The 26557-nt window shown below is 54.8% G+C and carries 24 protein-coding genes, 1 other RNA gene and 1 other annotated feature; of the genes, 20 read left to right on the top strand and 5 right to left on the bottom strand.

The window, feature by feature from the left end:
- Position 1 precedes the first annotated feature (1 nt).
- From infC to ACN1CO_RS04715, 13 genes are all read left to right on the top strand, one after another.
- Positions 2 to 553 (top strand): translation initiation factor IF-3, encoded by a 552-nt coding sequence (infC, locus tag ACN1CO_RS04655; RefSeq protein ID WP_029519030.1) that lies wholly within the window; start codon positions 2 to 4, stop codon positions 551 to 553.
- 99 nt (positions 554 to 652) lie between these two features.
- Positions 653 to 850 (top strand): 50S ribosomal protein L35, encoded by a 198-nt coding sequence (gene rpmI, locus ACN1CO_RS04660; protein WP_010245683.1) that lies wholly within the window; start codon positions 653 to 655, stop codon positions 848 to 850.
- Positions 851 to 894: 44 nt separating this feature from the next.
- Positions 895 to 1251 carry a 50S ribosomal protein L20 gene (rplT, locus tag ACN1CO_RS04665; protein WP_003853267.1) on the top strand — a complete coding sequence of 119 codons (357 nt, stop codon included), beginning with the start codon at positions 895 to 897 and terminating at the stop codon, positions 1249 to 1251.
- A 119-nt stretch (positions 1252 to 1370) separates the two neighbouring features.
- Positions 1371 to 1496 (top strand) — a sequence feature (Phe leader region).
- Positions 1376 to 1420 (top strand): pheST operon leader peptide PheM, encoded by a 45-nt coding sequence (gene pheM / locus ACN1CO_RS04670; RefSeq protein WP_106120997.1) that lies wholly within the window; start codon positions 1376 to 1378, stop codon positions 1418 to 1420. It overlaps the preceding feature by 45 nt.
- Before the next feature lie 71 nt (positions 1497 to 1567).
- Entirely contained in the window at positions 1568 to 2551 is a 984-nt protein-coding gene (gene pheS, locus ACN1CO_RS04675; RefSeq protein WP_419138038.1) for a phenylalanine--tRNA ligase subunit alpha, read from the top strand.
- Between the two features lie 14 nt (positions 2552 to 2565).
- The gene (gene pheT, locus ACN1CO_RS04680) at positions 2566 to 4953 is read left to right on the top strand and encodes a phenylalanine--tRNA ligase subunit beta (RefSeq protein WP_419138039.1); all 2388 of its coding nucleotides are present in this window, start codon (positions 2566 to 2568) and stop codon (positions 4951 to 4953) included.
- Positions 4954 to 4957: 4 nt separating this feature from the next.
- A complete protein-coding gene (gene ihfA / locus ACN1CO_RS04685; protein WP_003853259.1) occupies positions 4958 to 5260 on the top strand; it encodes an integration host factor subunit alpha in 303 nt (100 codons plus the stop codon).
- 179 nt (positions 5261 to 5439) lie between these two features.
- Complete coding sequence (gene btuC, locus ACN1CO_RS04690; RefSeq protein ID WP_419138040.1) at positions 5440 to 6423, top strand: vitamin B12 ABC transporter permease BtuC; 984 nt, start codon at positions 5440 to 5442, stop codon at positions 6421 to 6423.
- A gap of 61 nt (positions 6424 to 6484) precedes the next feature.
- Entirely contained in the window at positions 6485 to 7030 is a 546-nt protein-coding gene (locus ACN1CO_RS04695; RefSeq protein ID WP_419138041.1) for a glutathione peroxidase, read from the top strand.
- The gene (gene btuD, locus ACN1CO_RS04700) at positions 7031 to 7780 is read left to right on the top strand and encodes a vitamin B12 ABC transporter ATP-binding protein BtuD (RefSeq protein ID WP_419138042.1); all 750 of its coding nucleotides are present in this window, start codon (positions 7031 to 7033) and stop codon (positions 7778 to 7780) included. It begins immediately after the preceding gene.
- A 68-nt stretch (positions 7781 to 7848) separates the two neighbouring features.
- Complete coding sequence (locus ACN1CO_RS04705) at positions 7849 to 8307, top strand: C40 family peptidase (protein ID WP_419138043.1); 459 nt, start codon at positions 7849 to 7851, stop codon at positions 8305 to 8307.
- A 294-nt stretch (positions 8308 to 8601) separates the two neighbouring features.
- The gene (locus ACN1CO_RS04710; RefSeq protein WP_419138044.1) at positions 8602 to 9348 is read left to right on the top strand and encodes an EAL domain-containing protein; all 747 of its coding nucleotides are present in this window, start codon (positions 8602 to 8604) and stop codon (positions 9346 to 9348) included.
- 79 nt (positions 9349 to 9427) lie between these two features.
- Complete coding sequence (locus ACN1CO_RS04715) at positions 9428 to 10879, top strand: protein adenylyltransferase SelO (RefSeq protein ID WP_419138977.1); 1452 nt, start codon at positions 9428 to 9430, stop codon at positions 10877 to 10879.
- Between the two features lie 7 nt (positions 10880 to 10886).
- On the opposite strand, the gene ACN1CO_RS04720 is transcribed toward ACN1CO_RS04715, so the two are convergent.
- Together ACN1CO_RS04720 and ACN1CO_RS04725 are read right to left on the bottom strand one after the other, a co-directional pair.
- Complete coding sequence (locus ACN1CO_RS04720) at positions 10887 to 11933, bottom strand: 3-deoxy-7-phosphoheptulonate synthase (RefSeq protein ID WP_419138045.1); 1047 nt, start codon at positions 11931 to 11933, stop codon at positions 10887 to 10889.
- A 153-nt stretch (positions 11934 to 12086) separates the two neighbouring features.
- Positions 12087 to 12914 (bottom strand): pyruvate, water dikinase regulatory protein, encoded by an 828-nt coding sequence (locus ACN1CO_RS04725; RefSeq protein ID WP_003853242.1) that lies wholly within the window; start codon positions 12912 to 12914, stop codon positions 12087 to 12089.
- A gap of 437 nt (positions 12915 to 13351) precedes the next feature.
- Between ACN1CO_RS04725 and ppsA the strand changes: the two genes are divergently transcribed.
- The gene (gene ppsA, locus ACN1CO_RS04730; protein ID WP_419138046.1) at positions 13352 to 15733 is read left to right on the top strand and encodes a phosphoenolpyruvate synthase; all 2382 of its coding nucleotides are present in this window, start codon (positions 13352 to 13354) and stop codon (positions 15731 to 15733) included.
- A gap of 68 nt (positions 15734 to 15801) precedes the next feature.
- On the opposite strand, the gene rprA is transcribed toward ppsA, so the two are convergent.
- Both rprA and ydiK read right to left on the bottom strand, forming a co-directional pair.
- Positions 15802 to 15909: antisense sRNA RprA (gene rprA, locus ACN1CO_RS04735), an RNA gene on the bottom strand.
- 292 nt (positions 15910 to 16201) lie between these two features.
- Positions 16202 to 17320, bottom strand: coding sequence for an AI-2E family transporter YdiK (gene ydiK, locus ACN1CO_RS04740; RefSeq protein WP_419138047.1), 1119 nt, complete (start codon positions 17318 to 17320; stop codon positions 16202 to 16204).
- Between the two features lie 205 nt (positions 17321 to 17525).
- On the opposite strand from ydiK, the gene ACN1CO_RS04745 reads away from it, so the two are divergent.
- On the top strand, positions 17526 to 20579 hold the full coding sequence (locus ACN1CO_RS04745) for an FAD-binding and (Fe-S)-binding domain-containing protein (RefSeq protein ID WP_419138048.1): 3054 nt from the start codon (positions 17526 to 17528) through the stop codon (positions 20577 to 20579).
- A gap of 33 nt (positions 20580 to 20612) precedes the next feature.
- Here the strand turns inward: ACN1CO_RS04745 and ACN1CO_RS04750 are convergent, their stop codons facing one another.
- Positions 20613 to 21017, bottom strand: a complete 405-nt coding sequence (locus ACN1CO_RS04750; protein WP_419138978.1) for a hypothetical protein — start codon at positions 21015 to 21017, stop codon at positions 20613 to 20615.
- Between the two features lie 388 nt (positions 21018 to 21405).
- Between ACN1CO_RS04750 and sufA the strand changes: the two genes are divergently transcribed.
- Genes sufA through sufS form a run of 5 tightly spaced genes read left to right on the top strand, consistent with a single transcriptional unit; the run spans position 21406 to position 26548 of the window.
- Positions 21406 to 21780 carry a Fe-S cluster assembly scaffold SufA gene (sufA, locus tag ACN1CO_RS04755; RefSeq protein WP_033782940.1) on the top strand — a complete coding sequence of 125 codons (375 nt, stop codon included), beginning with the start codon at positions 21406 to 21408 and terminating at the stop codon, positions 21778 to 21780.
- A 7-nt stretch (positions 21781 to 21787) separates the two neighbouring features.
- The gene (sufB, locus tag ACN1CO_RS04760) at positions 21788 to 23281 is read left to right on the top strand and encodes a Fe-S cluster assembly protein SufB (RefSeq protein WP_283545526.1); all 1494 of its coding nucleotides are present in this window, start codon (positions 21788 to 21790) and stop codon (positions 23279 to 23281) included.
- Positions 23282 to 23323: 42 nt separating this feature from the next.
- On the top strand, positions 23324 to 24070 hold the full coding sequence (gene sufC, locus ACN1CO_RS04765) for a Fe-S cluster assembly ATPase SufC (RefSeq protein WP_090961543.1): 747 nt from the start codon (positions 23324 to 23326) through the stop codon (positions 24068 to 24070).
- A complete protein-coding gene (sufD, locus tag ACN1CO_RS04770; protein ID WP_419138049.1) occupies positions 24045 to 25325 on the top strand; it encodes a Fe-S cluster assembly protein SufD in 1281 nt (426 codons plus the stop codon). The genes sufC and sufD overlap by 26 nt, the downstream gene beginning before the upstream one ends.
- Positions 25325 to 26548 carry a cysteine desulfurase SufS gene (sufS, locus tag ACN1CO_RS04775; protein ID WP_419138979.1) on the top strand — a complete coding sequence of 408 codons (1224 nt, stop codon included), beginning with the start codon at positions 25325 to 25327 and terminating at the stop codon, positions 26546 to 26548. The genes sufD and sufS overlap by 1 nt, the downstream gene beginning before the upstream one ends.
- Positions 26549 to 26557 lie beyond the last annotated feature (9 nt).

Here is a 26557-nt window from a genome sequence, read left to right on the forward strand (position 1 = left end):
TATTAAAGGCGGAAAACGAGTACTACCTACGCGTCCGAACAAAATTAACAGTGAAATCCGTGCTACCGAAGTGCGCTTAACAGGCATGGATGGCGAGCCGATTGGCATTGTCACATTACGCGAAGCTTTGGAAAAAGCCGAGGAAGCGGGCGGCGATTTAGTTGAAATCAGCCCGAATGCCGAACCGCCGGTCTGCCGCATCATGGATTACGGCAAGTTCCTCTATGAAAAAAGCAAATCTTCTAAGGAACAGAAGAAGAAGCAAAAAGTTATTCAGGTTAAGGAAATCAAATTCCGTCCTGGAACCGATGATGGCGACTATCAGGTCAAACTACGCAACCTGATTCGCTTTCTGGAAGAAGGCGATAAAGCCAAAATCACGCTCCGCTTCCGCGGTCGTGAGATGGCGCACCAGCAGATCGGTATGGAAGTGCTTAACCGCGTCCGTAAAGACCTGTGTGAAGATCTGGATTTGGCCATTGTCGAATCCTTCCCTTCGAAGATCGAAGGCCGCCAGATGATCATGGTGCTCGCTCCTAAGAAGAAACAGTAGGCTTTCAAGTAGCATTTACCGCGCAGCGTTCGCGCTGCGCGGTTAACTGTTCGCCTGTCTGGGTCATGTTATTAACAATGCGAAGTGGATATTTTTAAAATGCCAAAGATTAAAACTGTACGTGGCGCGGCCAAGCGCTTCCGGAAGACCGCTTCTGGCGGCTTCAAGCGTAAACACGCAAACCTGCGTCATATTCTGACTAAAAAATCTACTAAGCGTAAACGTCACCTGCGTCCGAAAGGCATGGTGTCTAAAGGCGATCTGGGTCTGGTAATTGCCTGCCTGCCGTACGCATAAGTAAATTTTTTTCATTAATTCAGAATATTAAACAGGAGAGCTAAATGGCTCGTGTAAAACGTGGTGTAGTTGCTCGCGCACGTCACAAAAAAATCTTAAAACAAGCTAAAGGCTATTACGGTGCACGTTCACGTGTTTACCGCGTTGCCTTCCAGGCTGTTATCAAAGCTGGTCAGTATGCTTACCGTGACCGTCGTCAACGTAAGCGTCAGTTCCGTCAGCTGTGGATCGCGCGTATCAACGCAGCGGCACGTCAGAACGGCATGTCTTACAGCCGTTTCATCAATGGGCTGAAAAAAGCAGCCATTGAGATTGACCGTAAGATCCTGGCAGACATCGCAGTATTCGATAAAGTGGCATTCTCTGCACTGGTCGAAAAAGCGAAATCAGCCCTGGCGTAAGTCAGATGGAAAAGGGAGCTTGCTCCCTTTTTTATTGCCTGTAACTTACGCAAATGATTGACTTTTTAGTCGCTGAGCATTTCAATAGTACACCCCCGTATAGCATGACAAGGTAACCGCAAGCATGAATGCTGCTATTTTCCGTTTCTTTTTTTACTTTAGCGCCTGACATTCGGGGGCTTTTGCGCATAAGAGAAGAAACGAAAAATCGCGCTGAAAGCCTCCCTCGTGGAGGCTTTTTTGTTTCTGGCGTAAGTATATTGGACCGGCAGGTCCCAACGAGAACTGACCAGCCTGACTGGAAAAAGAGGAAATTATGTCCCAACTCGCAGAACTGGTGGCCAGCGCCACGGCGGCCATCGACGGGGCGACGGATATCGCCGCCCTTGACGCTGTGCGCGTCGAATACCTGGGTAAGAAAGGACATCTGACACTGCAGATGACGACGTTGCGCGAGCTGCCAGCAGAAGAGCGTCCTGCAGCGGGTGCGGTAATCAACGAAGCGAAACAGCAGGTCACTGAGCGCCTGAATGCGCGCAAAGATGCCCTGGAATCCGCAGTGCTCAATGCCCGTCTGGCGGAAGAGACCATCGATGTCTCTCTGCCGGGCCGTCGCATTGAGAATGGTGGCCTGCATCCGGTCACCCGCACCATGGATCGCATTGAGACTTTCTTTGGTGAGTTAGGCTTTGCCGTCATGACCGGACCAGAAATCGAAGATGATTATCATAACTTCGATGCGCTGAATATTCCTGCCCACCACCCGGCGCGTGCCGATCACGATACCTTCTGGTTCGACGCCACGCGTCTGCTGCGTACCCAGACCTCTGGTGTGCAGATCCGTACTATGATGGCTCAGCAGCCGCCCATCCGCATTATTGCGCCGGGCCGCGTCTACCGTAACGACTACGATCAGACACACACGCCGATGTTCCATCAGATGGAAGGGCTGATTGTTGATAAAAATATCAGCTTTACCAACCTGAAGGGCACGCTGCACGACTTCCTGAACAACTTCTTCGAAGAAGATTTGCAGATTCGTTTCCGTCCATCCTATTTCCCGTTTACTGAGCCATCCGCAGAAGTGGACGTCATGGGTAAAAACGGCAAGTGGCTGGAAGTGCTGGGTTGCGGCATGGTTCACCCTAACGTGCTGCGCAATGTCGGCATCGATCCGGAAGTTTACTCCGGCTTCGCCTTTGGTATGGGCATGGAGCGTCTGACCATGTTGCGCTATGGCGTGACCGACCTGCGTGCTTTCTTCGAAAATGATTTACGTTTCCTCAAACAATTTAAGTAAGGGCAGGATATCCAATGAAATTCAGTGAACTCTGGTTACGCGAATGGGTAAATCCAGCCCTGGACAGCGCCGCGCTGTCTGAACAAATCACCATGGCCGGTCTGGAAGTGGACGGCGTTGAGCCGGTTGCCGGTGCGTTCCACGGCGTCGTGGTCGGTGAAGTGGTGGAGTGCGGTCAGCACCCCAATGCCGATAAGTTGCGTGTCACCAAAATCAACGTGGGCGGCGATCGCCTGCTGGATATCGTCTGTGGCGCGCCGAACTGCCGTCAGGGACTGAAAGTCGCTGTCGCGACCGTAGGCGCCGTGCTGCCAGGTGATTTCAAAATCAAAGCGGCCAAACTGCGTGGCGAGCCGTCTGAAGGCATGCTCTGCTCATTCTCAGAGCTGGGCATTTCCGACGACCACAATGGCATCATCGAACTGCCTGCCGACGCGCCGATTGGCACCGACATCCGTGATTACCTGCAACTGGATGACACCACCATTGAAATCAGCGTCACGCCTAACCGCGCTGACTGCCTGGGTCTGATCGGTATTGCCCGTGATGTCGCCGTGCTGAACGGATTACCGCTGAACGTGCCAGAGATGCAGCCGGTCGCAGCCACGCTGAACGAAACTTTCCCGATTCAGGTTGACGCAAAAGAAGCCTGTCCGCGCTATCTGGGCCGTGTCGTGAAAGGGATTAACGTCAAGGCGTCAACGCCGCTGTGGATGAAAGAGAAACTGCGTCGCTGCGGCATTCGCTCAATCGATGCGGTCGTGGATATTACCAACTACGTTCTGCTGGAGCTGGGTCAGCCGATGCATGCCTTCGATTTGGACCGCATTGACGGCGGTATCGTGGTGCGCATGGCGAAAGAGGGCGAAAAGCTGACGCTGCTGGATGGCACCGAAGCCAGCCTGCAGAGTGATACTTTAGTAATCGCCGATCATGAGAAGGCGCTGGCGATGGCCGGTATCTTTGGTGGCGAACATTCGGGCGTAAACGGCGAAACGCAGAACATCCTGTTCGAGTGCGCTTACTTTGATCCGCTCTCTATCACTGGTCGTGCCCGTCGTCAGGGTCTTCATACCGACGCATCACATCGCTATGAGCGTGGCGTTGACCCGGCGCTGCAACACACCGCGCTGGAGCGTGCTACTCAGCTGCTGCTGTCCATCTGCGGCGGTGAAGCAGGCCCGATTATCGATCAGACCCATCAGGCAGCCCTGCCGGTACCGGCGACCATTACGCTGCGTCGTGAAAAGCTGGACCGTCTGATTGGTCACGTGATTGCAGATGAGCAGGTCACTGACATTCTGACTCGCCTGGGCTGTAAAGTGACCGTGGGTGAAGGCCAGTGGCAGGCCGTCGCCCCGAGCTGGCGCTTCGATATGGCAATCGAAGAAGATTTGGTTGAAGAAGTGGCCCGTATCTACGGCTACAACAACATTCCGGATGTGCCGGTGCAGGCCGGTCTGGTCATGACTCAGCACCGCGAAGCGAACCTGTCGCTGAAACGCGCTAAAAATCTGCTGGTGGATAAAGGTTATCAGGAAGCGATTACTTACAGCTTCGTCGATCCGAAAATCCAGCAGCTGCTGCATCCGGGTGAAGAGGCGCTGTTACTGCCAAGCCCAATCTCCAGCGATATGTCGACCATGCGCCTGTCACTCTGGACCGGTCTGCTTAGCGCGGTGGTCTACAACCAGAACCGCCAGCAGAGCCGCGTACGCCTGTTTGAGAGCGGCTTACGCTTTGTGCCGGATACCCAGGCGGATTTAGGCATCCGTCAGGATCTTATGCTGGCTGGCGTCATCAGCGGTAACTGTGTTGAAGAGCACTGGGATCTGGCGCGTCAGACAGTTGACTTCTATGATTTGAAAGGCGATTTAGAGTCGCTGCTCGATTTAACCGGCAAACTGGATGACATCAGCTTCCGGGCTGAAGCGAATCCGGCGTTGCATCCAGGACAGAGCGCGGCGATTTATTTGCATGATGAACATATCGGATTTATCGGCGTGGTTCATCCTGAGCTGGAACGTAAGCTTGATCTCAATGGCCGCACCTTAGTCTTTGAACTGCTTTGGAATAAGGTCGCAGACCGCGTCCTGCCTGACGCGCGCGAGATTTCCCGCTTCCCGGCGAACCGTCGTGATATTGCCGTTGTGGTGGCTGAAAACGTCCCTGCAGCAGATATCATCGCGGAGTGTAAGAAAGTTGGCGTAAATCAGGTAGTTGGCGTAAACTTGTTTGACGTGTACCGCGGTAAGGGCGTTTCTGAGGGCTATAAGAGCCTCGCAATCAGCCTGATTTTGCAGGATACCAGCCGGACACTCGAAGAAGAGGAGATTGCCGCGACCGTTGGCAAATGCGTTGCGGCATTAAAAGAGCGATTCCAGGCAACCTTGAGGGATTGAACCTATGGCGCTTACAAAAGCTGAGATGTCAGAGTACCTGTTTGAGAAACTCGGGCTGAGCAAACGCGATGCCAAAGAGTTAGTAGAGCTGTTTTTCGAAGAGGTACGTCGCGCTTTGGAGAATGGAGAACAGGTAAAACTGTCTGGGTTTGGTAATTTTGACCTGCGTGACAAGAACCAGCGTCCTGGCAGAAACCCGAAAACGGGTGAAGATATTCCGATTACTGCGCGTCGCGTAGTAACGTTCCGCCCAGGACAGAAGCTGAAAAGCCGCGTAGAGAACGCTACACCCAAAGAGACTGACTGAATTTCAGCGTTTCAAAAAGGCCGCGAAAGCGGCCTTTTTTCATGGTTTCAGCACACAGAATCGCCGCTCTCCGCGCCCGTTAATGTCCACCGCAGCATGGCGCAATTCGCCTTATCAGCCTTTCTTTTTTCTGCAATCCCTCTACAATCAAATCACTGTTTTCTCAGCTAATCCTGCTTATGTCTCTGCTCGACACGTTCGCGCGCCAGTCCGATCGGCGCGGTCAGAAATGGCTGATTTCGCTGGCTCTTACGCTCGCTGCACTGCTCTGTCTCAGCCTCTGCGCAGGGGACAGCTGGATCGCGCCCTCAGCGTGGTTCACCGAGAGCAGCAGACTCTTTGTCTGGCAGTTGCGGTTGCCCCGCAGCCTGGCGGTGGTGCTGGTGGGGGCGTCTCTGGCGATATGCGGTGTTGTGATGCAGGCGCTGTTTACCAATCCGCTGGCAGAGCCTGGCCTGCTCGGCGTTTCGAACGGAGCCGGTATCGGCCTGGTGCTCGGCGTGCTGCTGGGCAGCGGCTCGCTGTGGAGCCTCGGGCTGGCGGCGATGGCTGGTGCGCTGATTATTACGCTCATCCTGCTGCATTTTGCGCATCGCCAGCTTTCGGTCACCCGGCTGTTGCTGACCGGCGTGGCACTGGGGATTATCTGCAGTGCCATCATGACCTGGGCGGTCTACTTCAGCACCAGTCTCGATCTGCGTCAGCTGATGTACTGGATGATGGGAGGATTCAGCGGGATTGACTGGCGCTACGGCTGGATGATGCTGGTCCTGCTGCCGGTAATGCTGGCACTGGGTGCGACCGGGCCAATCCTCAATCTTCTCGCCCTGGGCGAGACATCCGCCCGCCAGCTCGGGCTATCACTTTTCTACTGGCGCAATCTGCTGGTGCTGGCGATGGGCTGGCTGGTGGGCATCAGTGTCGCGATGGCCGGTGCCATTGGCTTTGTCGGGCTGGTGATCCCGCATCTGCTGCGCCTGAGTGGCATCAGCGACCACCGTTATCTGCTGCCGGCTTCGGCGCTGGCGGGCGCGGCTGTGCTGCTGGCTGCCGATATCGTGGCACGTCTGGCGCTGACGTCGGCAGAATTGCCGATTGGCGTCGTGACCGCGACACTGGGCGCGCCGCTGTTTATTATTTTACTGGTGAAATCTTCGCGCTAGCTTCGGCTGGTTATTCTGGATCCATAACGGCATCCACAACAGCATTCGCAAAGGAAATAGCATGAACATTTATGAGACTGAACTGGTTACGCTCGATGGGGAAAAAACCACGCTGTCACAGTGGCAGGGCAAGGTCCTGCTGGTGGTTAACGTTGCCTCGAAATGTGGTCTGACAGCGCAATATGAAGAGCTGGAGAACCTGCAAAAAGCCTGGCAGGATCAGGGCTTCAGCGTACTCGGTTTTCCCTGCAATCAGTTTCTCGAGCAGGAGCCGGGCAGCAATGAGGAGATCAAAACTTTCTGCAGCACCACCTATGGCGTCACATTCCCGATGTTTGCCAAAACCGAGGTCAATGGCGCAGGACGTCATCCGCTGTATGCTCAGATGATTGCAGCCCGTCCTGACGCGGTGCGTCCGGAAGGCAGCGGCTTTTACGAGCGCATGGAGAGCAAAGGACGCGCACCGAAAGAGCAGGGCGACATTCTGTGGAACTTCGAAAAATTCCTCATTGGTCGTGACGGCAGCGTCATCCAGCGTTTTGCACCGGACATGACGCCGGAAGATCCCATCATTCTGGAAACCATTAAGCAGGCGCTGGCAAAATAGATGCTGTTGCGCCTGCAACAGGCTGCCGTCTCCGGACGGCTGCTGGCACTGACCGGTGAGCTTGCTGCTGGTCAGTTGCTGCACGTAGCAGGGCCGAACGGGGCAGGCAAAAGCACGTTACTTAACGTGATTGCCGGACTGCAACCCGCCTCCGGCACGGTGCTGCTGGACGAAAAGCCGCTAGGTGACTGGAACGGCGCAGCACTGTCCAGGGTTCGCGGCTGGCTGCCACAGCAGCAGGCACCGCTGAGTCAGATGCCGGTCTGGCACTATCTGCGTCTACACCTGAAACAGACGGGATCGCAGTCCGATGCCCGACTCAGCTCTCTGCTGGAGCGGCTTCAGCTGCAGGACAAATTATCCCGTTCGCTGACCCGACTCTCCGGCGGTGAGTGGCAGCGCGTCAGGCTGGCGGCAGTCTGTGCGCAGATTGATCCCCTCATCAATCCCCACGGGCGATTGCTGATCCTTGATGAGCCACTGACGGCGCTGGATATCGGCCAGCAGAAAGCGGCAGACGATCTGATTTCGGAGCTATGCGCGGCGGGTATCAGCGTTATCGCCAGCAGTCACGACCTCAACCACAGCCTGCAACAGGCCGATCGCGTCTGGCTAATGAACAGGGGACAGGTGGTTGCGCAGGGCGAACCGGCAAAAGTCCTGACGCCGCAGCGGCTGACACCGCTCTACCAGATAGCTTTCCGGCAGATTCAACTCGAAGGACGCACGCTACTGACCGTCCTGCCCTGAGACTTGCTACCTGGCGGGCTTTACCGCTACATTAAGCCGGTTGTAACTTCTGATAAGGACATTTGGCGATGCGCCTGGGTTTGCTGATTTTAGTTCTGCTGCTGACGGGATGCAGTCATCACGCTCCGCCGATTAATGGCCGTCTTTCCGATTCGATCACCGTGATAGCGGAACTGAACGATCAGCTCGGTCACTGGCGGGGTACGCCTTATCGCTATGGCGGCATGAGTCGTAACGGCGTTGACTGCTCGGGCTTTGTCTATCTGACCTTCCGCGACAAATTTTCGCTGCAGCTGCCGCGCACCACCTCTGCCCAAAGCGATATCGGCACCCGTATCAGCAAAGATGAACTGCTGCCCGGCGATCTGGTCTTCTTTAAAACCGGTCGCGGCGAGAATGGCCTGCATGTGGGCATTTATGATACCGATAATGCTTTTATCCACGCCTCAACCAGCCAGGGCGTCATCCGCTCCTCGCTGGACAATGTCTACTGGCGAAAAGTGTTCTGGCAGGCGCGCCGTATTTAAACGCAGCTCGCCAGATCTGACTTAAGTCCAATTTTAAATAGAGTTAAAACAGAGAGTAAAAGGTTTATTTTAAATGACAGTTATTGAGCTTAGGTTTTAATAAACATAATTAATGCTTAATTAACTCCATTAATAACCGCTATTTTAGCGCGACTATTTGCCTTAAGCGTGATCGCCGATTGGCAAACGGCAATGGAAGGGTAAAGAAGTTCGTCTCATCAATGATTTGGCACTATTGCCTGTACCTGACCATTACTATACGATATCCCCATCGCCGCTTATTCTGGCATTAAAATGAAAATTCATCTCTCGGCCGACTATCAGTCGGAAATCTGGTTTTATCCTGTCTGTGATGTTCACGGACGGTTGACCGCTGTCGAGCTGGTCACGCAGTTTGTGCATGAAAGTGCTCCCATCACTCTGCCGCAGGACCTGTTGCTGCCGCAGCTTGATGAGTCGCACCAGCTGCGCCTGCTGCAAAGTCAGATTGGATTGCTGGAGCAGAATCGCGCGTTATTTGAAGCGCATTCAGTGTCAGCATTTATCCGTATTGATGAAGGTATGGCCCGGACACTGCTGGCCAGTGAATTAGTCATGCGAAAAATAAAACAGCTGCCTTTCATTCTGTTGAATATAACTGAAACGTTTCCGCAACTGAAACTGGGCAAAAATAATCCCCTGCTGGCGGACCTGCATGCTGAATTTAATTTAGCGCTTTCACATTTCGGCGCAGGCAAGGCACCCTCTAATGCGGTCTACGATAATTTATTCAGCTGCATCTGCCTGGACAAAGAATTTATTCATTCGCTGGCAAAACGCGCTTCATTCGTCCCCTTTATTCAGAGCATTATTGATAATTTCCGCGCTCATTGTGACCGGCTGATTATTTGTGGCATTGACGACGAAGTGCTGTTCGATAAAGTCAGCCAGCTGGACGGTGCCGACTTTCAGGGTGCGCTCTTCCCGGTCGTAAAATCTGATGCACTGCGTTCGCTGCTCTGTGCAGACGATCGCATGCCATCCTCTCAGCATCCCGGCTGATACTCCCTGTTAATCCCCGCTATCAGCGTTACACTAGAGAACTAATCTACGTATCGCTGAGCAGCGCATGGGAGAAACAATGTCCTCAGGCAAGGCCTCTTTTGACAACACCTGGTTCCGTGAACTGACAGGGTGTTACACCGCGCTAAACCCCACACCGCTGACAGGCGGACGCCTGCTGTATCACAACGCCCCGCTTGCAACCTCAATGGGTCTGGATAGCGCGCTCTTTGCCGGTAACGGTCATGACGTCTGGCACGGCGCAGCTCTGCTGCCCGGCATGCAGCCGCTGGCGCAGGTCTACAGCGGCCATCAGTTTGGCGTCTGGGCAGGCCAGCTTGGCGACGGGCGCGGCATTCTGCTGGGTGAACAGCGTCTCGAAGATGGCAGTAAACTGGACTGGCACCTCAAGGGCGCAGGCCTGACGCCGTATTCCCGCATGGGCGATGGTCGTGCCGTGATCCGTTCCAGCGTGCGGGAGTTTCTTGCTTCGGAAGCGCTGCACCATCTGGGCATCCCCACCACGCGCGCACTGACCCTGTCAATAGGCGATGAGCCGGTCTATCGCGAAACCACCGAGCGTGGCGCGATGCTGATGCGCATTTCACCGAGTCATCTGCGGTTCGGTCATTTCGAGCATTTCTTTTACAGCCAGCAGCAGGAGAAAGTGCAGCAGCTGGCCGACTACGCCATCCGTCATCACTGGCCGCATCTGGAAGAGGAAGCGGACCGCTATCAACAGTGGTTTACCGACATTGTGTTACACACCGCGCGCCTTATTGCGCTGTGGCAGAGCGTGGGATTTGCGCATGGGGTGATGAACACCGACAACATGTCGATTCTGGGCCTGACCATCGACTATGGCCCGTTTGGTTTTCTCGATGATTATCAGCCTGACTTCATCTGCAATCACAGCGACTATCAGGGACGATACAGCTTTGAAAATCAGCCGATGATTGGCATGTGGAATCTCAACCGGCTGGCGCATGCGCTGTCGGGTCTGCTGACCACCGAACAGTTGCGGACGGCGCTGAGCGCCTATGAACCTGAACTGATGCGGGTCTGGGGCGAGCGGATGCGGGCGAAGCTCGGCCTGCTGACGCAGCAGAGCAGCGATAATCAGATTCTGACCGATCTGCTGGCACTGATGACCCAGGAGCACAGCGATTACACCCTGACATTCCGGCTGCTGAGTGAGACCCAACAGGCTGAAAGCCGCTCACCGCTGCGCGACGAATTTATCGATCGTGAGGCGTTTGATAGCTGGTATCAGCGCTATCGCAACCGTCTTTTGGATGAGCAGGTCAGTGATGAAGAACGCCAGGCTGTGATGAAGGCGGCCAATCCGGCAGTGATTCTGCGAAACTATCTGGCGCAGCAGGCGATTGAAGAGGCGGAGCGGGGAGAACAGGGTGCGCTGGCACGTCTGCATCATGCGTTACAGCAACCCTTTAGTGATGAGACAGCCGCTGAGTATCGTCAGCGGCCGCCAGACTGGGGCAAAACCTTAGAGGTGAGCTGCTCCAGCTAATAGAGAATCAGAGGCGGTGAGAAACCGCCTCGGCCAGGAGGGCGAGCACCTGTTCGCTCTCCTGCCAGCCGAGGCAGGGATCGGTAATCGACTTGCCGTAAACCAGCGGTTCGCCGCCTGCCACTTTCTGATTGCCTTCTTCCAGGAAACTCTCAATCATCACACCGGCAACGGCCCGCGATCCTGATTTAATCTGCTCTGCCACCACTGCCGCGACATCCATCTGACGACGATGCTGCTTCAGGCAGTTGCCGTGACTGAAGTCGATCACCAGCTGCTCTGGCAGATTAAAGGCCGATAGACTCTCCGCTGCGGCGGCGACATCGCTGGCATGATAGTTAGGTTGTTTGCCGCCACGCAGGATGACATGACCGTGCGGGTTGCCGCTGGTCTGATAGATGGTCATCTGGCCCAGCTTATCCGGCGACAGGAACATGTGGCTGGCACGCGCGGCACGAATCGCATCCACGGCAATCTGTACATTTCCATCAGTGCCGTTTTTAAAGCCGACCGGGCAGGAGAGTGCCGAGGCCATTTCGCGGTGGATCTGGCTTTCGGTGGTGCGTGCGCCAATTGCGCCCCAGCTGATGAGGTCAGCAATAAACTGGCCGATCACCATATCCAGGAACTCGGTGGCGGTAGGCAGACCCAGCGCGTTGATATCAATCAGCAGCTTGCGGGCGATGCCGATGCCCCGGTTCACATCATAGCTGCCATCCAGATCCGGATCGGAGATTAAGCCTTTCCAGCCCACAACCGTGCGCGGCTTCTCGAAGTAGGCACGCATCACAATCTCCAGCCGGTCTTCATAGCGGATGCGTAATGCGTTCAGACGCTCAGCATAGTCCAGTGCCGCTTTCGGGTCGTGCAGCGAGCAGGGACCAATCACCACCAGCAGGCGGGGATCTTCACCGGTCAGAATACGGGCTATACGTTTACGGGCTGCAGTGACATTGTCGGCAATCGCCGCGGAGACAGGATGCTCAGCCGCCAGGCTGGCGGGGGTAATCAGAGTACCAATGCGTGCGGTACGCAGTTCGTCGGTTTTGTTCATGAGTTTCTCGAAAACGGTTCTTCGCAGCGGTGAAATACCGGGAAGTGATGGTGGTCACAATAAACCATTAGCCTGCGAATTCAACCCCGGGATTTGATAATGAAATCAAAAGCGACGGCAGCGCCGCTTTACAACTCCGACCCGATTAGCCACTTAATACATGCGACGCGTCAGGCCCATGATGTCGAGAATCTTAGTGGCTATCTCCTCCACTGAGTAGTTGGTGCTGTTGAGATAGCGGATCTGATGGGTGCGGAATAGCGCTTCCACTTCACCCACTTCCAGCCGGCACTGACGCATTGAGGCGTAACGGGTATTTTCCGCCCGCTCCTGACGGATCGCCGCCAGGCGTTCCGGATCGATGGTCAGGCCGAACAGTTTATTCTGGTGTGCACGCAGCGCAGGCGGCAGTTTCAGGTTATCCATGTCGTCAGCAATAAAAGGATAGTTGGCGGCGCGGACACCAAACTGCATCGCCAGATAGAGACTGGTGGGGGTTTTACCACAGCGCGACACGCCTAACAGAATAACCTGCGCATCCTCCAGCCCGCGCAGCGAGATACCGTCATCATGCGCCAGGGCGTAATCGATCGCCGCAATACGTGCATCGTATTTCCCCAGGTTACTGGCATCCAGTCCATGGGTACGGTGAGCAACCGGCGCGGGAGACAGGCCCAGCTCCTGCTGCAACGGTGCCACCAGCGCCTGCACGATATCCTGACAAAAACCGTCGCTCTGCACGATGATGTCGCGCACTTCCGGCGTGACGATGGAGAAAAATACCAGCGGCCGGACACCGCTCTGCTGATAGAGCGCGTTAATCTGGGCTTTAACCGCCAGCGCCCGCTGGACGTTTTCCACAAACGGCAGCGTCAGACTGGTGATATTGACCGGAAACTGCGACAGCACCGCATGACCCAGTACTTCGGCCGTAATGGCCGTACCATCGGAGATATAAAAAACGCTTCTGTCAGTTGTCATAACGAAATCAGCCTCAGACAAGAGTGAGCAATCAGCATGAGCCATGCGATTAAATAAATCATCTCTGATTTTAATTTCTGGAATATCTGTCCGGAATATTTGTCTGCTGTTTCATCAGGATAATAAAAAATGAGAGGGCGTTTCCGCTCAATGGAATTTTTTAAATCCTCATTAACGGCGCAAAGAGTTACGCAAGTGTTGCGCAACAAAATTAGAGGGTTAAATGGTTGGAAATCTGCCATTTCCTGCTGTATCAATCATTTAGCGAAAAATAGCCTCTTTGCGCAACATCAAAATAATCCGCTCACAATTCCGAAACTGTCGCTGAAATTCTGCTTTAACGATTCAACAGATCGTTATTGAGGGGGTGATATGGCAGGCTGAAGACAGATAGCTCCCTGTGTCCATTCATTGATAATTAATAAAGGATAAGCTCAATGTCCACTCAAGAACAGCCACTTGTGCTCTGGTATAACCAGCTTGGCATGCATGATGTTGACCGGGTAGGAGGCAAAAATGCCTCTCTGGGTGAAATGATTACTAATCTGTCGTCTCTGGGCGTTTCCGTGCCCAATGGATTTGCGACCACCTCTTACGCTTTTAACCTGTTCCTCGATCAAAGCGGACTAAACCAGCGAATTTATGCGCTGCTGGATGAGACCGATATTGATGATGTGGATGCGCTGGCCAAAGCAGGTAAACAGATTCGTCAGTGGGTGGTGGAGACGCCGTTCCTGCCAGAACTCGAGTCCGCCATTCTGGACGCCTATCAGCAGCTGTCTGCTGACGATGATGCCGCGTCGTTTGCCGTTCGCTCCTCTGCCACCGCAGAAGATATGCCCGACGCCTCCTTTGCCGGCCAGCAGGAAACCTTCCTGAATGTGCAGGGCATCGACGCCGTGATGGTCGCCGTGAAGCATGTCTTCGCCTCGCTGTTTAATGACCGCGCTATCTCTTACCGCGTGCATCAGGGTTACGACCACCGTGGCGTAGCGCTGTCGGCAGGCATTCAGCGCATGGTGCGCTCCGACCTGGCTTCGTCAGGCGTGATGTTCACCATTGATACCGAGTCCGGCTTTGATCAGGTGGTCTTCATTACCGCCGCGCTGGGACTGGGGGAAATGGTGGTGCAGGGTGCCGTTAACCCGGATGAGTTTTACGTCCACAAACCAACTCTGGCAGCCGATCGTCCGTCTATCGTGCGCCGCAATATGGGCTCGAAAAAGGTTCGCATGGTCTATGCCGATTCTCAGGCGCATGGCGAGCAGGTGCGCATCGAAGATGTGCCGGAAGCTGAACGTGACCGTTTCTGCCTGAGCGATGAGGAAGTACAGGCGCTGGCGAAGCAGGCCGTGCTGATTGAACAGCACTACCAGCGCCCGATGGATATTGAGTGGGCCAAAGATGGTCACACCGGCAAGCTGTTTATCGTTCAGGCGCGTCCGGAAACCGTGCGCTCCAATGGCCAGGTGATGGAGCGCTACACGCTGCAGGGTCAGGGCAGCGTCGTGGTTGAAGGGCGTGCTATTGGTCATCGTATTGGCGCAGGCGTAGTGAAGGTCATCCACGATATCAGCGAGATGAACCGTATTGAAAAAGGCGATGTGCTGGTGACGGACATGACCGACCCGGACTGGGAACCGATCATGAAAAAGGCATCAGCGATTGTCACTAACCGTGGCGGAAGAACCTGTCATGCGGCGATCATCGCCCGTGAGCTGGGTATCCCGGCCGTCGTCGGCTGTGGCGACGCCACCGATCGGCTGAAAGAGGGCCATCAGGTCACCGTTTCCTGCGCCGAAGGTGACACTGGCTACGTTTATGATCAGCTGCTCGACTTCGACGTCACCAGTTCGCAGGTCGATTCGCTGCCTGAACTGCCGCTGAAAATCATGATGAACGTGGGTAACCCCGATCGTGCATTTGATTTCGCCTGTCTGCCTAACGAAGGTGTGGGTCTGGCGCGTCTCGAATTTATCATTAACCGTATGATTGGCGTCCACCCTAAAGCGCTTCTGGAATTTGATCAACAGACGCCGGAACTGCAGCAGCAGATCCGTAAAATGATGAAAGGATTTGATAATCCGGTCGAGTTTTACATTGCTCGCCTGACCGAAGGAATTGCCACCCTTGGTGCGGCATTTGCACCGAAACGCGTAATTGTCCGACTTTCAGACTTTAAAACGAATGAATATGCCAACCTCGTGGGCGGTGAACGCTACGAGCCGGAAGAGGAAAACCCGATGCTGGGATTCCGTGGGGCAGGTCGCTATGTGGCTGACAGCTTCCGGGATTGCTTTGCGCTTGAGTGTGAAGCGGTGAAGCGTGTTCGCAACGAGATGGGCCTCACCAACGTCGAAATCATGGTGCCGTTTGTGCGCACCGTGGATCAGGCGCAGGCCGTGGTGGAAGAGCTGGCGCGTCAGGGACTGAAGCGCGGCGAGAACGGACTGAAGATCATTATGATGTGTGAGATCCCGTCCAATGCACTGCTGGCAGAACAGTTCCTGCAGTACTTCGATGGATTCTCTATTGGTTCCAATGACATGACTCAGCTGACGCTGGGGCTGGACCGCGACTCCGGCGTCGTCTCTGCACTGTTTGACGAGCGTAATGAAGCCGTGAAAGCGCTGCTCTCCATGGCGATCAAAGCGGCTAAAAAGCAGGGCAAATATGTCGGCATCTGTGGGCAGGGACCGTCAGACCATCAGGATTTTGCCGCCTGGCTGATGGAAGAGGGCATCGACAGTCTCTCCCTCAACCCGGACACCGTGGTGGAAACCTGGGTAAGTCTGGCGCAGCTCAATAAAACCGCCTGACACCGGTTGTAGCAATCAGAAAGGCCCGCATTGCGGGCCTTTTCTATTTATGGCTGGCCGGGTTCAGGCAAAAAAAAAGCCCATCACAGGGGATGGGCAAAGACTACACACAGCAATTCTTTACGCTACTCAGGGATATGAGGTTGTCTGGAAATCATTAGCTTGACTTCGAACATAGGAAACATGTTATTCATACGGCTGGCTGGCGTCTTTAAGAATCCTCTTATTAGTTTAAAGCCGATAATCTTTTGTCACCTTTACTTTGCCATTTGGCTTAAGAAACAGTGCAGAAAGTAATCTTTTTTAGCCATGAAAGGTCACTTTTCGGCCAAAGATGGCTTTTTTCTTAAAAATCGCTAATGAAAAACAGAATTTATCTGATTGGTAAGAGTGGGTGCGGTTAATCATCATTAACCGCACTAATCAATGCTCAAAAGGGAGATTGGCGAAGCGTGTTACTGCATCGCATTAGACGACAGGCGGGGTTTCCTCGTGATCAGCCAGGGCATCCGCCGAGGCCATCGGGTCATTATCCGGGGGTGGCGCTTCATGCATCCAGACGGAAACCAGACGGTAGGAAACCGCCAGAACCACCGGGCCGATAAACAGACCAATCATGCCGAACGCGAACAGGCCACCAATCACGCCGGAGAGAATCAGAATCATCGGCAGATCGGCGCCCATACGGATTAACATCGGGCGCAGAACGTTATCCATCGTGCCGACCACACAACTCCAGACCAGCAGCACGGTTCCCCAGGTGGTATCGCCGCTCCAGTAGAGATAGATGATGGCAGGAACCAGCACCAGCAGCGGACCCAGCTGTACCAGACAGCAGAGGATCATCAGCACCGTCAACAGCGTGGCATAAGGAATACCGGAGATCGCCAGACCGATACCGCCCAGCACACCCTGCACCAGCGCCGTCACCACCACGCCAAGCGCCACGGCACGGATGGACTGTGCTGCCAGCAGCACGGCGGCATCACCGCGTCGACCCGCCATGCGAAACGCGAAGTGACGGATGCCCTGGGCAGCCTGTTCGCCACGCCAGTAAAGCAGCACGCTGAACAGCAACATCACGCCCAGATGGATCATAAAGCGCCCGAAATGACCGGCCTGAGCCACAAAAAAGCCCGTGGTGCGACCAATATAAGGCTGTATTTTCGCCATCACGCCGGCACCGCCGCTCGCCACCAGCGTGTCATAACTGACATGAAGTTTTCTGCCGACCATCGGGATTTCCCTCAGCCACATCAGCTTCGGCATCGTGTGGCCCTGGGTCACCCAGGCAATCACCGGCGCGCTGTTATCAATCAGGCTGCTGACCAGCAGGGCGATAGGAATTATAAACAACAACAGCAGCAGCAGTGTCATCACGATCACTGCCAGTGAACGGCGTCCCCATAACAGTCGCTGAAATTTCAGCATCAATGGCCAGGTGGCAATCACCACCATGCTGGCCCAGGCAAAGCCCAGAATAAACGGCTGCACCACCCATAAACAGGCGACGATCAGCAGCAGAATGAACATCAGGGTGAAGAGTATTTGCGGTAAATCCATATCCCGGTACTGGCTTTTCATCATTGACTCATAACCTCGTCTTAATCCTTCATTTTCGGGCATTCGGATGCCCGTTTTTATCATGATCTATTTGCCAGGGATTAAACAGCGTCGTGGTGAAAGGTTTTTGCCTTTTCTGAAAAAAGGGCAGCCGCAGAAAAAATATGATAAAACGAGAAATCGCTAACGTATAAACGCAAACGTTTACAACACCTTCGGTCAGACAATCATGATCCCACAGATTTCGCAGGCACCGGGCCTCATTCAACTGGTGCTGACGTTCCTTGAGTCGCTGAAAGAGCAGGGTTTTACCGGTGACATGGCGACCAGCTATGCCGATCGTCTTTCACTCTCTACCGATAACAGCATTTATCAGTTGCTGCCCGACGCGGCGCTCTTTCCGCGCTCGACGGCGGATGTTGCGCTACTCGCCCGCGTGGCCGGAGAAGCGCGCTTTGCCAGCCTGGTGTTTACCCCGCGTGGTGGCGGCACCGGCACCAACGGGCAGTCGCTGAATCAGGGGATTGTGGTGGATATGTCGCGCTACATGAACCGCATCCTGGAGATTAATACGGATGAGGGCTGGGTGCGGGTCGAAGCGGGGGTGATTAAAGATCAGCTCAATGCGTGGCTGAAGCCTTTCGGCTTTTTCTTCTCGCCAGAGCTTTCCACCAGTAACCGGGCAACGCTGGGCGGCATGATCAATACCGATGCGTCGGGTCAGGGTTCGCTGGTTTATGGCAAAACCTCGGACCATGTACTGGGCCTGCGCGCCGTGCTGCTGGGCGGCGATATCCTCGATACGCGGCCCATGGCGACCGCGCTGGCTGAAACCCTGGCGCAGACGGCCACACCTGAAGGGCGGCTCTATCAGCAGGTACTGACGCGCTGCCGTGAGCACCGTGCGCTGATTCTGGAAAAGTTTCCGAAGCTGAATCGGTTCCTGACCGGCTATGACCTGCGTCATGTCTTCAGCGACGATATGCAAACCTTTGACCTGACGCGTCTGCTGTGTGGCGCAGAGGGCACGCTGGCCTTCGTCACTGAAGCACGGCTTGATATCACCCCGCTGCCAAAAGTGCGGCGGCTGGTGAACATCAAATATGACTCGTTTGATTCCGCCCTGCGTAATGCGCCCTTTATGGTGGAAGCGCAGGCGCTATCGGTTGAGACCGTTGACTCCAAAGTGCTGAACCTGGCGCGGGAAGATATCGTCTGGCACTCGGTGCGTGAACTGATTGCTGATGTACCCGACAAAGAGATGCTGGGGCTGAACATCGTTGAATTTGCCGGCGACAACGCGGCGCTGATCGATCAGCAGATTGAACAGCTTTGCGCCCGTCTTGACGCACTGATGGCGCAGCAGCAGGGCGGCGTGATTGGCTATCAGTTCTGTAACGACCTGGAGGGCATTGAGCGCATTTATAACATGCGTAAGAAAGCGGTGGGTCTGCTGGGGAATGCCAAAGGCCGCGCGAAGCCGATTCCGTTTGTGGAAGATACCGCCGTCCCGCCGGAAAAACTGGCGGACTATATCGTCGAATTTCGCGCGCTGCTGGACAGTCACGGCCTGAGCTACGGCATGTTTGGCCACGTCGATGCAGGCGTTCTGCACGTCCGCCCGGCGCTGGATATGTGCGATCCGCAGCAGGAGATGATGATGAAACAGATCTCCGACGAAGTGGTGGCGCTGACCGCGCGCTACGGCGGCCTGCTGTGGGGTGAACATGGCAAAGGATTCCGCGCCCAGTACAGTCCGGCATTCTTTGGCGAGACGCTGTTCAACGAACTGCGCCGCATCAAAGCCGCTTTTGATCCGCTCAACCGTCTTAATCCCGGCAAGATCTGTACGCCCTTTAACAGCAACGACGAGATGATGCAGGTCGATGCAGTGAAGCGCGGTACTTTTGATCGGCAGATTCCGGTCACGGTCCGGGACGAATGGCGTGGGGCGATGGAGTGTAACGGCAACGGCTTATGTTTTAACTTTGATGTCCGCAGCCCGATGTGTCCCTCCATGAAGATCACCCGCAACCGCATTCACTCACCTAAGGGGAGGGCGACACTGACACGGGAGTGGCTGCGGCTGCTGGCCGAACAGGGCGTCGATCCGCTGGCACTGGAAAAGCAGCTGCCGGAAAACAGCCTGTCGCTGCGCGGGATGATTGCCCGTACCCGCAACAGCTGGCACGCCAGTAAAGGGGAGTATGACTTCTCGCACGAGGTGAAAGAGGCGATGTCGGGCTGTCTGGCCTGCAAAGCCTGCTCCACTCAGTGTCCGATTAAAATTGACGTACCCGCTTTCCGTTCGCGCTTCCTGCAGCTCTATCACACCCGTTATCTGCGACCGGTCAGCGATCATCTGGTGGCGGCGGTCGAGGGCTATGCGCCCCTGATGGCGAAAGCGCCGAAGGTGTTCAACTTCTTCCTGCGCCAGCCGTGGGTGAAAGAGTTAAGCAAAACGCATATCGGCATGGTCGATCTGCCTCTGCTCTCAGCACCGAATCTGAAACAGCAACTCAGCGGTCATCCTGCCATGAACATGACGCTGGAGCAGCTGGAAGGGCTGTCAGCTGCCGAGCGCGCAAACTGCGTGCTGGTGGTGCAGGATCCCTTTACCAGCTTCTATGAAGCACAGCTGGTTAACGATTTTGTCAGGCTGATTGAGAAGCTGGGCTACCGTCCGGTGCTGCTGCCATTCTCGCCAAACGGCAAAGCGCAGCATGTGAAAGGTTTCCTGCAACGGTTCGCCCGCACCGCCGCCCGCACCGCCGATTTTCTTAACCGGGTGGCAAAACTGCAACTGCCCATGGTCGGTGTCGATCCGGCCACCGTGCTCTGCTATCGCGATGAATACCGTCAGACGCTGGGTGAATCGCGCGGCGACTTTAACGTGTTGCTGGTGCATGAATGGTTAGAGCGTGCGCTGGCTGAACGAGACGTGCAGGCGACGGGCGGGGAATCCTGGTATCTCTTTGCGCATTGTACGGAGGTGACCGCGCTGCCCTCCACACCGAATCAGTGGCAGGGGATCTTTGCCCGGTTTGGTGCGAAGCTGGAAAACATCAATGTTGGCTGCTGTGGCATGGCGGGCACCTACGGCCACGAAAGTAAAAACCTCGAAAACTCGCTGGGGATCTACTCGCTCTCCTGGCATCCGCAGCTCCAGCGACTCCCACGCCAGCGCTGCCTGGCCACCGGCTATTCATGCCGCAGTCAGGTCAAGCGTGTCGAAGGCAACGGCATACGCCATCCGCTTCAGGCATTGTTAGAGATAATGTAAAAAAATTGTGCGCGACGTCACGTCTTGGCTGGATTAGAATATCCAGCCTGCGTGACGCACGAAGTCACTTTGCAGCACGGTGGCTTTGTTCCACTCTCCGACCATGGACAGCTGATGGCAGAGTCGGGTCAGGGACAATCGCGCCAGTTGATAAGCCTGAAGGCGAAACAGGCGATCGCGATCGTTGTTTCCCATCTCCTGCACCAGTCGGTGATGCAGTTTACCCATGGCATGCAGGTAACTCTGATCGTCACCGTTCATCTGGTAGACTTCTGCCATATCCTGACAGGCATCATTGAACTGACGTAGCTGGTGGATCGTGCAGTCGGCCCGGTCGAGCTTTGCCTGCGCCATATAAAAGTCGACAGTGATATCCCGCACCGAAAACTGGTATTCGTCGATTTTGTGCTGCAGCCAGGCTGAGACAGAAAGTGTCATCGTGTCGCCCTGAATGTGAATGATAATAATTATCATATTCATCCGGGCCGGGATTGCAATTAGCGGGCAGAAAAATTTATCGATTTATCCCGCCTGTCGGTATAATCGGAAATAACAATCTGTTTACATCGAAGAAAGGCGTAACCTATCAATAAGCATTTTTCTCAAAAATGGTTATTTTAAAAAGAGTGATTTATTAATAGGTTATATCCGGCTTATTGACGCTGATTCTCTCACCGCAGGGTGAGCTGAAGCAGCTATGCTTAATAAATAGGCAGATAAAACAGCACTAGATGATTATCCCTGCAAAACAAGAGGTTGAAGTGATTGGTCAGATCACTACCATAGGGGGATAGCCTGAAAAGGTCCGGACTCAAGAGGTATCAACATGGCATCCGTTAATACAGACTCTTTCTCACCCGACGATTTTGTCTGGAAAGGGCTTACGCTGACTGAAACCGCAGCGCAACAAATTCTCAATCTGGCTGCTCAGGACCCTGATGTCAAGGGTCTGCGCCTTGGCGTGAAGCAATCCGGCTGTGCCGGTTTTGGCTACGTCATGGATCTGGTCAAAGAGCTCGTCGAAGACGATCTGCAGTTCTCTTTCCACGGTGCAACGCTGTTTGTGCCGCTACAGGCGATGCCATTTGTTGATGGCACCGAACTGGATTACGTTCGCGAAGGCCTGAATCAGATTTTTAAATTCAATAACCCTAAAGCTCAGCACGCCTGCGGGTGCGGTGAGAGCTTTGGCGTCGAGTAAGTGAAATATGTCACGACACAGCGAAACATCTGACGATGTACAAATCTGGGAAGGCAAGCTCAACTACAAAGAGGGCTTCTTTACCCAACTGCAGACCGAAGAATTTGCCAACGGCATCAATGAAGATGTGGTGCGGGCGATCTCGGCCAAGCGTAACGAGCCAGAGTGGATGCTGGAGTTTCGTCTTAAGGCTTTTCGTGCCTGGCTTGAAATGGAAGAGCCACACTGGCTGAAAGCACACTACGAAAAACTCGACTACCAGGACTATAGCTACTACTCCGCACCGTCCTGCGGCAACTGTGATGACAGCTGTGCTTCCGAGCCGGGTGCCACGCAGGCTTCAGGTAGTGCGCCAGCCAGCGACTATCTGACGCAGGAAGTGGAAAACGCGTTTAACCAGCTGGGTGTGCCAGTTCGTGAAGGGCGTGAAGTGGCGGTTGACGCCATTTTTGACTCCGTTTCGGTTGCGACCACCTATCGCGGCAAGCTGGCGGAGCAGGGGATTATCTTCTGTTCATTCGGCGAAGCGATTCAGGATCATCCGGAGCTGGTGAAGCAGTATCTCGGAACCGTTGTTCCGGCTAACGATAACTTCTTTGCTGCATTGAACTCAGCGGTCGCCTCTGACGGCACCTTCGTCTACATCCCGAAAGGGGTGCGTTGCCCGATGGAGCTGTCGACCTATTTCCGCATCAATGCGGCGAAGACCGGTCAGTTCGAACGCACCATCCTGATCGCCGATGAAGACAGCTACGTCAGCTACATCGAAGGCTGTTCCGCGCCCGTGCGTGATACCTATCAGCTGCATGCGGCCGTGGTGGAAGTGATTATCCACAAAAATGCCGAAGTAAAATATTCGACCGTTCAGAACTGGTTCCCTGGCGGCGAAGGTGAGGGCGGTATCCTCAACTTCGTGACCAAGCGCGCGCTGTGTGAAGGTGACCACAGCAAGATGTCCTGGACGCAGTCTGAAACCGGTTCAGCTATTACCTGGAAATACCCGAGCTGCATTCTGCGCGGGGACTACTCGGTGGGCGAATTCTATTCAGTCGCACTGACCAGCGGTCGCCAGCAGGCCGATACCGGCACCAAGATGATCCACATTGGTAAAAACACCAAATCGACCATTATCTCCAAGGGGATCTCGGCCGGTAAAAGTCAGAATACCTATCGCGGACTGGTGAAAATCATGCCAACCGCCACCAATGCCCGTAACTTTACCCAGTGTGACTCGATGCTGATCGGTCCGGATTGCGGCGCACATACCTTCCCGTATGTCGAGACCCGCAACAACACCGCTCAGCTTGAGCATGAAGCCACGACCTCACGTATCGGCGAAGATCAGATGTTCTACTGTCTGCAACGCGGTATCAGTGAAGAAGATGCGATCTCGATGATCGTGAACGGCTTCTGTAAAGACGTCTTCTCGGAGCTGCCACTGGAATTTGCCGTGGAAGCCCAGAAATTGTTAGCCATCAGCCTTGAGCACAGTGTGGGCTGATGCCGTCACACGCCTTGCCGGAAGCAATGTGAAGGAATAAGAATGTTAAGCATTAAAGATTTGCAGGTCAGTGTTGAAGATAAAGCCATTCTGCGTGGCCTGAATCTCGAAATTAAACCGGGCGAAGTGCATGCCATCATGGGCCCGAACGGCTCAGGTAAAAGTACGCTGTCAGCGACGCTGGCAGGCCGCGAAGATTACCAGGTCACGGGTGGTTCGGTCAGCTTTAAAGGTAAAGATCTGCTGGAACTGGCTCCTGAAGAGCGTGCCGGTGAAGGCATCTTTATGGCGTTCCAGTATCCGGTCGAGATTCCGGGCGTCAGCAACCAGTTTTTCCTGCAAACCTCGGTCAACGCGGTGCGCAAATATCGTCAGCAGGAAGAGCTGGATCGCTTTGATTTCCAGGACTTCATTGAAGAGAAAATTCAGCTGCTGAAAATGCCGGAAGACTTGCTGACCCGTTCAGTGAACGTCGGCTTCTCCGGCGGTGAGAAGAAGCGTAACGACATTCTGCAGATGGCGGCGCTGGAACCTGAGCTTTGCATCCTGGATGAGACTGACTCCGGTCTGGATATCGATGCGCTGAAAATCGTGGCGAACGGCGTGAACAGCCTGCGTGACGAGAAGCGTGCCTTTATCATCGTCACTCACTACCAGCGTATTCTGGACTATATCAAGCCAGACTTCGTTCATGTTCTGTATCAGGGCAAAATCGTGAAATCTGGCGACTTCTCGCTGGTGAAACAGCTGGAGGAGCAAGGTTATGGCTGGCTTACCGACGAAGAGTGATTCTGCGCTGCAACAGTGGCATCACCTGTTTGAGTCGCGTGGCGACGTGCGTTCTCTGCAGGCACAGCAGCACTGGCAGCAACTGATGCGCGTTGGCCTGCCAACCCGCAAGCATGAAAACTGGAAGTACACGCCGCTGGACACGCTGCTGTCTCAGCAGTTTGTGCTGCCCGACGCGCCACAGACACTGAGCGCTGAACAGGTTGATGCGCTGGCACTGCCGCTGGATGCAATCCGTCTGGTTTATGTCGACGGTCAGTTCCAGCCTGCTTTCAGCAGCCGCGACTGCGAACTGTTCGAGGTTCAGCACAGCGTGACCGCCGAGCGCCGTCCGCTGCCTGCTGCGGTTCAGCCGGAAGTTTTCCTGCATCTGACAGAGAGTCTGGCGGAAGAGGTCACGACCCTGCGTCTGGCACGCGGTAAATCTGCTGCACGTCCGATCTACCTGCTGCATATTACCAGCGGCCAGCAGACGGGCATGAACACAGTTCACTATCGTCATCACCTGCAGCTGGAAGAGAGTGCAGAAGCGGAAGTGATTGAGCACTACGTTTCACTGGATGAGCGCGCCCATTTCACCGGCACGCGCTTTACCTTTGCCGTAGGCGACAACGCAAAGCTGACCCACACGAAACTGGCCTTTGAAAGCAGCGCCAGCTATCACTTCGCGCACAACGATCTGGTGATTGGCAACGATGGCCAGGTCAGCAGCACCAGCTTCCTGCTGGGTGCCGGACTGTCGCGTCACAACACCAGTACGCAGCTGAACGGTGAAAATACTACCCTGGCGATCAACAGCCTGGTGTTGCCGGTGAAACAGGAAGTGGCGGATACCCGCACTTATCTGGAGCACAACAAAGGCCACTGTATGAGCCGCCAGATGCACAAAACCATCGTGCGTGACAAAGGCCGTGCGGTGTTTAACGGACACATCAAAGTGGCACAGCATGCGCTGAAGACGGACGGGCAGATGACCAACAACAACCTGTTGCTGGGCAAACTCTCTGAAGTCGATACCAAACCGCAGTTGGAAATTTACGCGGATGACGTGAAGTGCAGCCACGGTGCCACCATCGGTCGTATCGATGATGAGCAGATGTTCTACCTGCGTTCGCGCGGTATTGAACAGGACGCGGCGCAGACCATGATTATCCATGCGTTTGCTGCAGAGCTGACCGAAACACTGGAAAATAGCGTGATGCGTCAGGCTGTGCTGCAGCGCATTGCTGAACGTTTTCCCGGAGGCGACGTATGATGAACTTCGATCTCGAACGCATCAGGGCTGATTTTCCTATCCTGAAGCGTGAGGTCAACGGTCATCCGCTGGCCTATCTTGACAGTGCGGCCAGCGCACAGCGTCCACTCTCGGTGATTAACGCCGAGAGTCATTTCTATCAGCACGGCTATGCGGCCGTGCATCGTGGTATCCATACGCTGAGCCAGCAGGCGACCAGCGATATGGAGAATGTCCGCGATCAGGCTGCCCGTTTCATCAATGCGCAGTCTCAGGAAGAGATCGTCTTCGTTAAGGGCACCACCGAAGGCATCAATCTGGTGGCGAATACCTGGGGCAGCAGTAACCTCCAGTCGGGCGACAACCTGATCATCACTGAGATGGAGCATCACGCCAATATCGTTCCGTGGCAGATGCTGGCGCAGCGTACCGGCGCAGAAGTGCGTGTCCTGCCATTAAATGACAACGGTGAGCTGGCGCTGGAGCAACTGGCGGGGCTGATCGACAGCCGTACGCGGTTGCTGGCGGTCACGCACGTTTCTAACGTACTCGGCACCGTTAACCCGGTTAAAGCGATCGTGGCTCAGGCCAAAGCCGCTGGCGTGGTCACGCTGGTGGATGGCGCGCAGGCGGTCATGCATGACAAAGTCGACGTGCAGGATATCGGTTGTGACTTCTACGTCTTCTCCAGCCATAAACTCTATGGTCCGAACGGCGTGGGTATTCTTTACGGCCGCAAAGCGCTGCTGGATGAGATGCCACCGTGGGAAGGCGGCGGTTCAATGATCGGTCAGGTCGTACTGCCCACCGGTACCACCTGGAACAGCGCGCCGTGGCGTTTTGAAGCAGGGACACCGAATACCGGCGGCATTATCGGATTTGGTGCGGCACTGGCCTATGTGCAGACGCTGGGACTGGATACCATTCATCAGCGTGAAACGGCTCTGATGAACTACGCGCTCGATAAGCTGGGCACCGTACCGGATATTCAGATCTATGGCCCGCAGTCTCGCGCGGGTGTTATCGCCTTCAATCTGGGTAAACACCATGCCTATGACGTCGGCAGCTTCCTGGATCAATATGGTATTGCCATCCGCACCGGACATCACTGCGCGATGCCGCTGATGAAGCACTACAATGTCCCGGCGATGTGCCGTGCCTCGTTCACCTTCTATAACAGTGAAGAGGAAGTGGATCGTCTGGCTGCTGGTCTGACGCGCATTCATCGTCTGCTGGGCGGCTGAACAGTTTTA

This window comes from Pantoea sp. R13S299 (genome assembly GCF_048515925.1).
In the GTDB taxonomy this organism is placed as follows: Bacteria; Pseudomonadota; Gammaproteobacteria; order Enterobacterales; family Enterobacteriaceae; genus Pantoea.

Coding starts and splice junctions, on each gene's coding strand:
- rpmI (WP_010245683.1), top strand. CDS start 653: ATGCCAAAGATTAAAACTGTACGTGGCGCGGCCAAGCGCTTCCGGAAG.
- rplT (WP_003853267.1), top strand. CDS start 895: ATGGCTCGTGTAAAACGTGGTGTAGTTGCTCGCGCACGTCACAAAAAA.
- pheS (WP_419138038.1), top strand. CDS start 1,568: ATGTCCCAACTCGCAGAACTGGTGGCCAGCGCCACGGCGGCCATCGAC.
- pheT (WP_419138039.1), top strand. CDS start 2,566: ATGAAATTCAGTGAACTCTGGTTACGCGAATGGGTAAATCCAGCCCTG.
- ihfA (WP_003853259.1), top strand. CDS start 4,958: ATGGCGCTTACAAAAGCTGAGATGTCAGAGTACCTGTTTGAGAAACTC.
- btuC (WP_419138040.1), top strand. CDS start 5,440: ATGTCTCTGCTCGACACGTTCGCGCGCCAGTCCGATCGGCGCGGTCAG.
- ACN1CO_RS04695 (WP_419138041.1), top strand. CDS start 6,485: ATGAACATTTATGAGACTGAACTGGTTACGCTCGATGGGGAAAAAACC.
- btuD (WP_419138042.1), top strand. CDS start 7,031: ATGCTGTTGCGCCTGCAACAGGCTGCCGTCTCCGGACGGCTGCTGGCA.
- ACN1CO_RS04705 (WP_419138043.1), top strand. CDS start 7,849: ATGCGCCTGGGTTTGCTGATTTTAGTTCTGCTGCTGACGGGATGCAGT.
- ACN1CO_RS04710 (WP_419138044.1), top strand. CDS start 8,602: ATGAAAATTCATCTCTCGGCCGACTATCAGTCGGAAATCTGGTTTTAT.
- ACN1CO_RS04715 (WP_419138977.1), top strand. CDS start 9,428: ATGTCCTCAGGCAAGGCCTCTTTTGACAACACCTGGTTCCGTGAACTG.
- ACN1CO_RS04720 (WP_419138045.1), bottom strand. CDS start 11,933: ATGAACAAAACCGACGAACTGCGTACCGCACGCATTGGTACTCTGATT.
- ACN1CO_RS04725 (WP_003853242.1), bottom strand. CDS start 12,914: ATGACAACTGACAGAAGCGTTTTTTATATCTCCGATGGTACGGCCATT.
- ppsA (WP_419138046.1), top strand. CDS start 13,352: ATGTCCACTCAAGAACAGCCACTTGTGCTCTGGTATAACCAGCTTGGC.
- ydiK (WP_419138047.1), bottom strand. CDS start 17,320: ATGATGAAAAGCCAGTACCGGGATATGGATTTACCGCAAATACTCTTC.
- ACN1CO_RS04745 (WP_419138048.1), top strand. CDS start 17,526: ATGATCCCACAGATTTCGCAGGCACCGGGCCTCATTCAACTGGTGCTG.
- ACN1CO_RS04750 (WP_419138978.1), bottom strand. CDS start 21,017: ATGACACTTTCTGTCTCAGCCTGGCTGCAGCACAAAATCGACGAATAC.
- sufA (WP_033782940.1), top strand. CDS start 21,406: ATGGCATCCGTTAATACAGACTCTTTCTCACCCGACGATTTTGTCTGG.
- sufB (WP_283545526.1), top strand. CDS start 21,788: ATGTCACGACACAGCGAAACATCTGACGATGTACAAATCTGGGAAGGC.
- sufC (WP_090961543.1), top strand. CDS start 23,324: ATGTTAAGCATTAAAGATTTGCAGGTCAGTGTTGAAGATAAAGCCATT.
- sufD (WP_419138049.1), top strand. CDS start 24,045: ATGGCTGGCTTACCGACGAAGAGTGATTCTGCGCTGCAACAGTGGCAT.
- sufS (WP_419138979.1), top strand. CDS start 25,325: ATGAACTTCGATCTCGAACGCATCAGGGCTGATTTTCCTATCCTGAAG.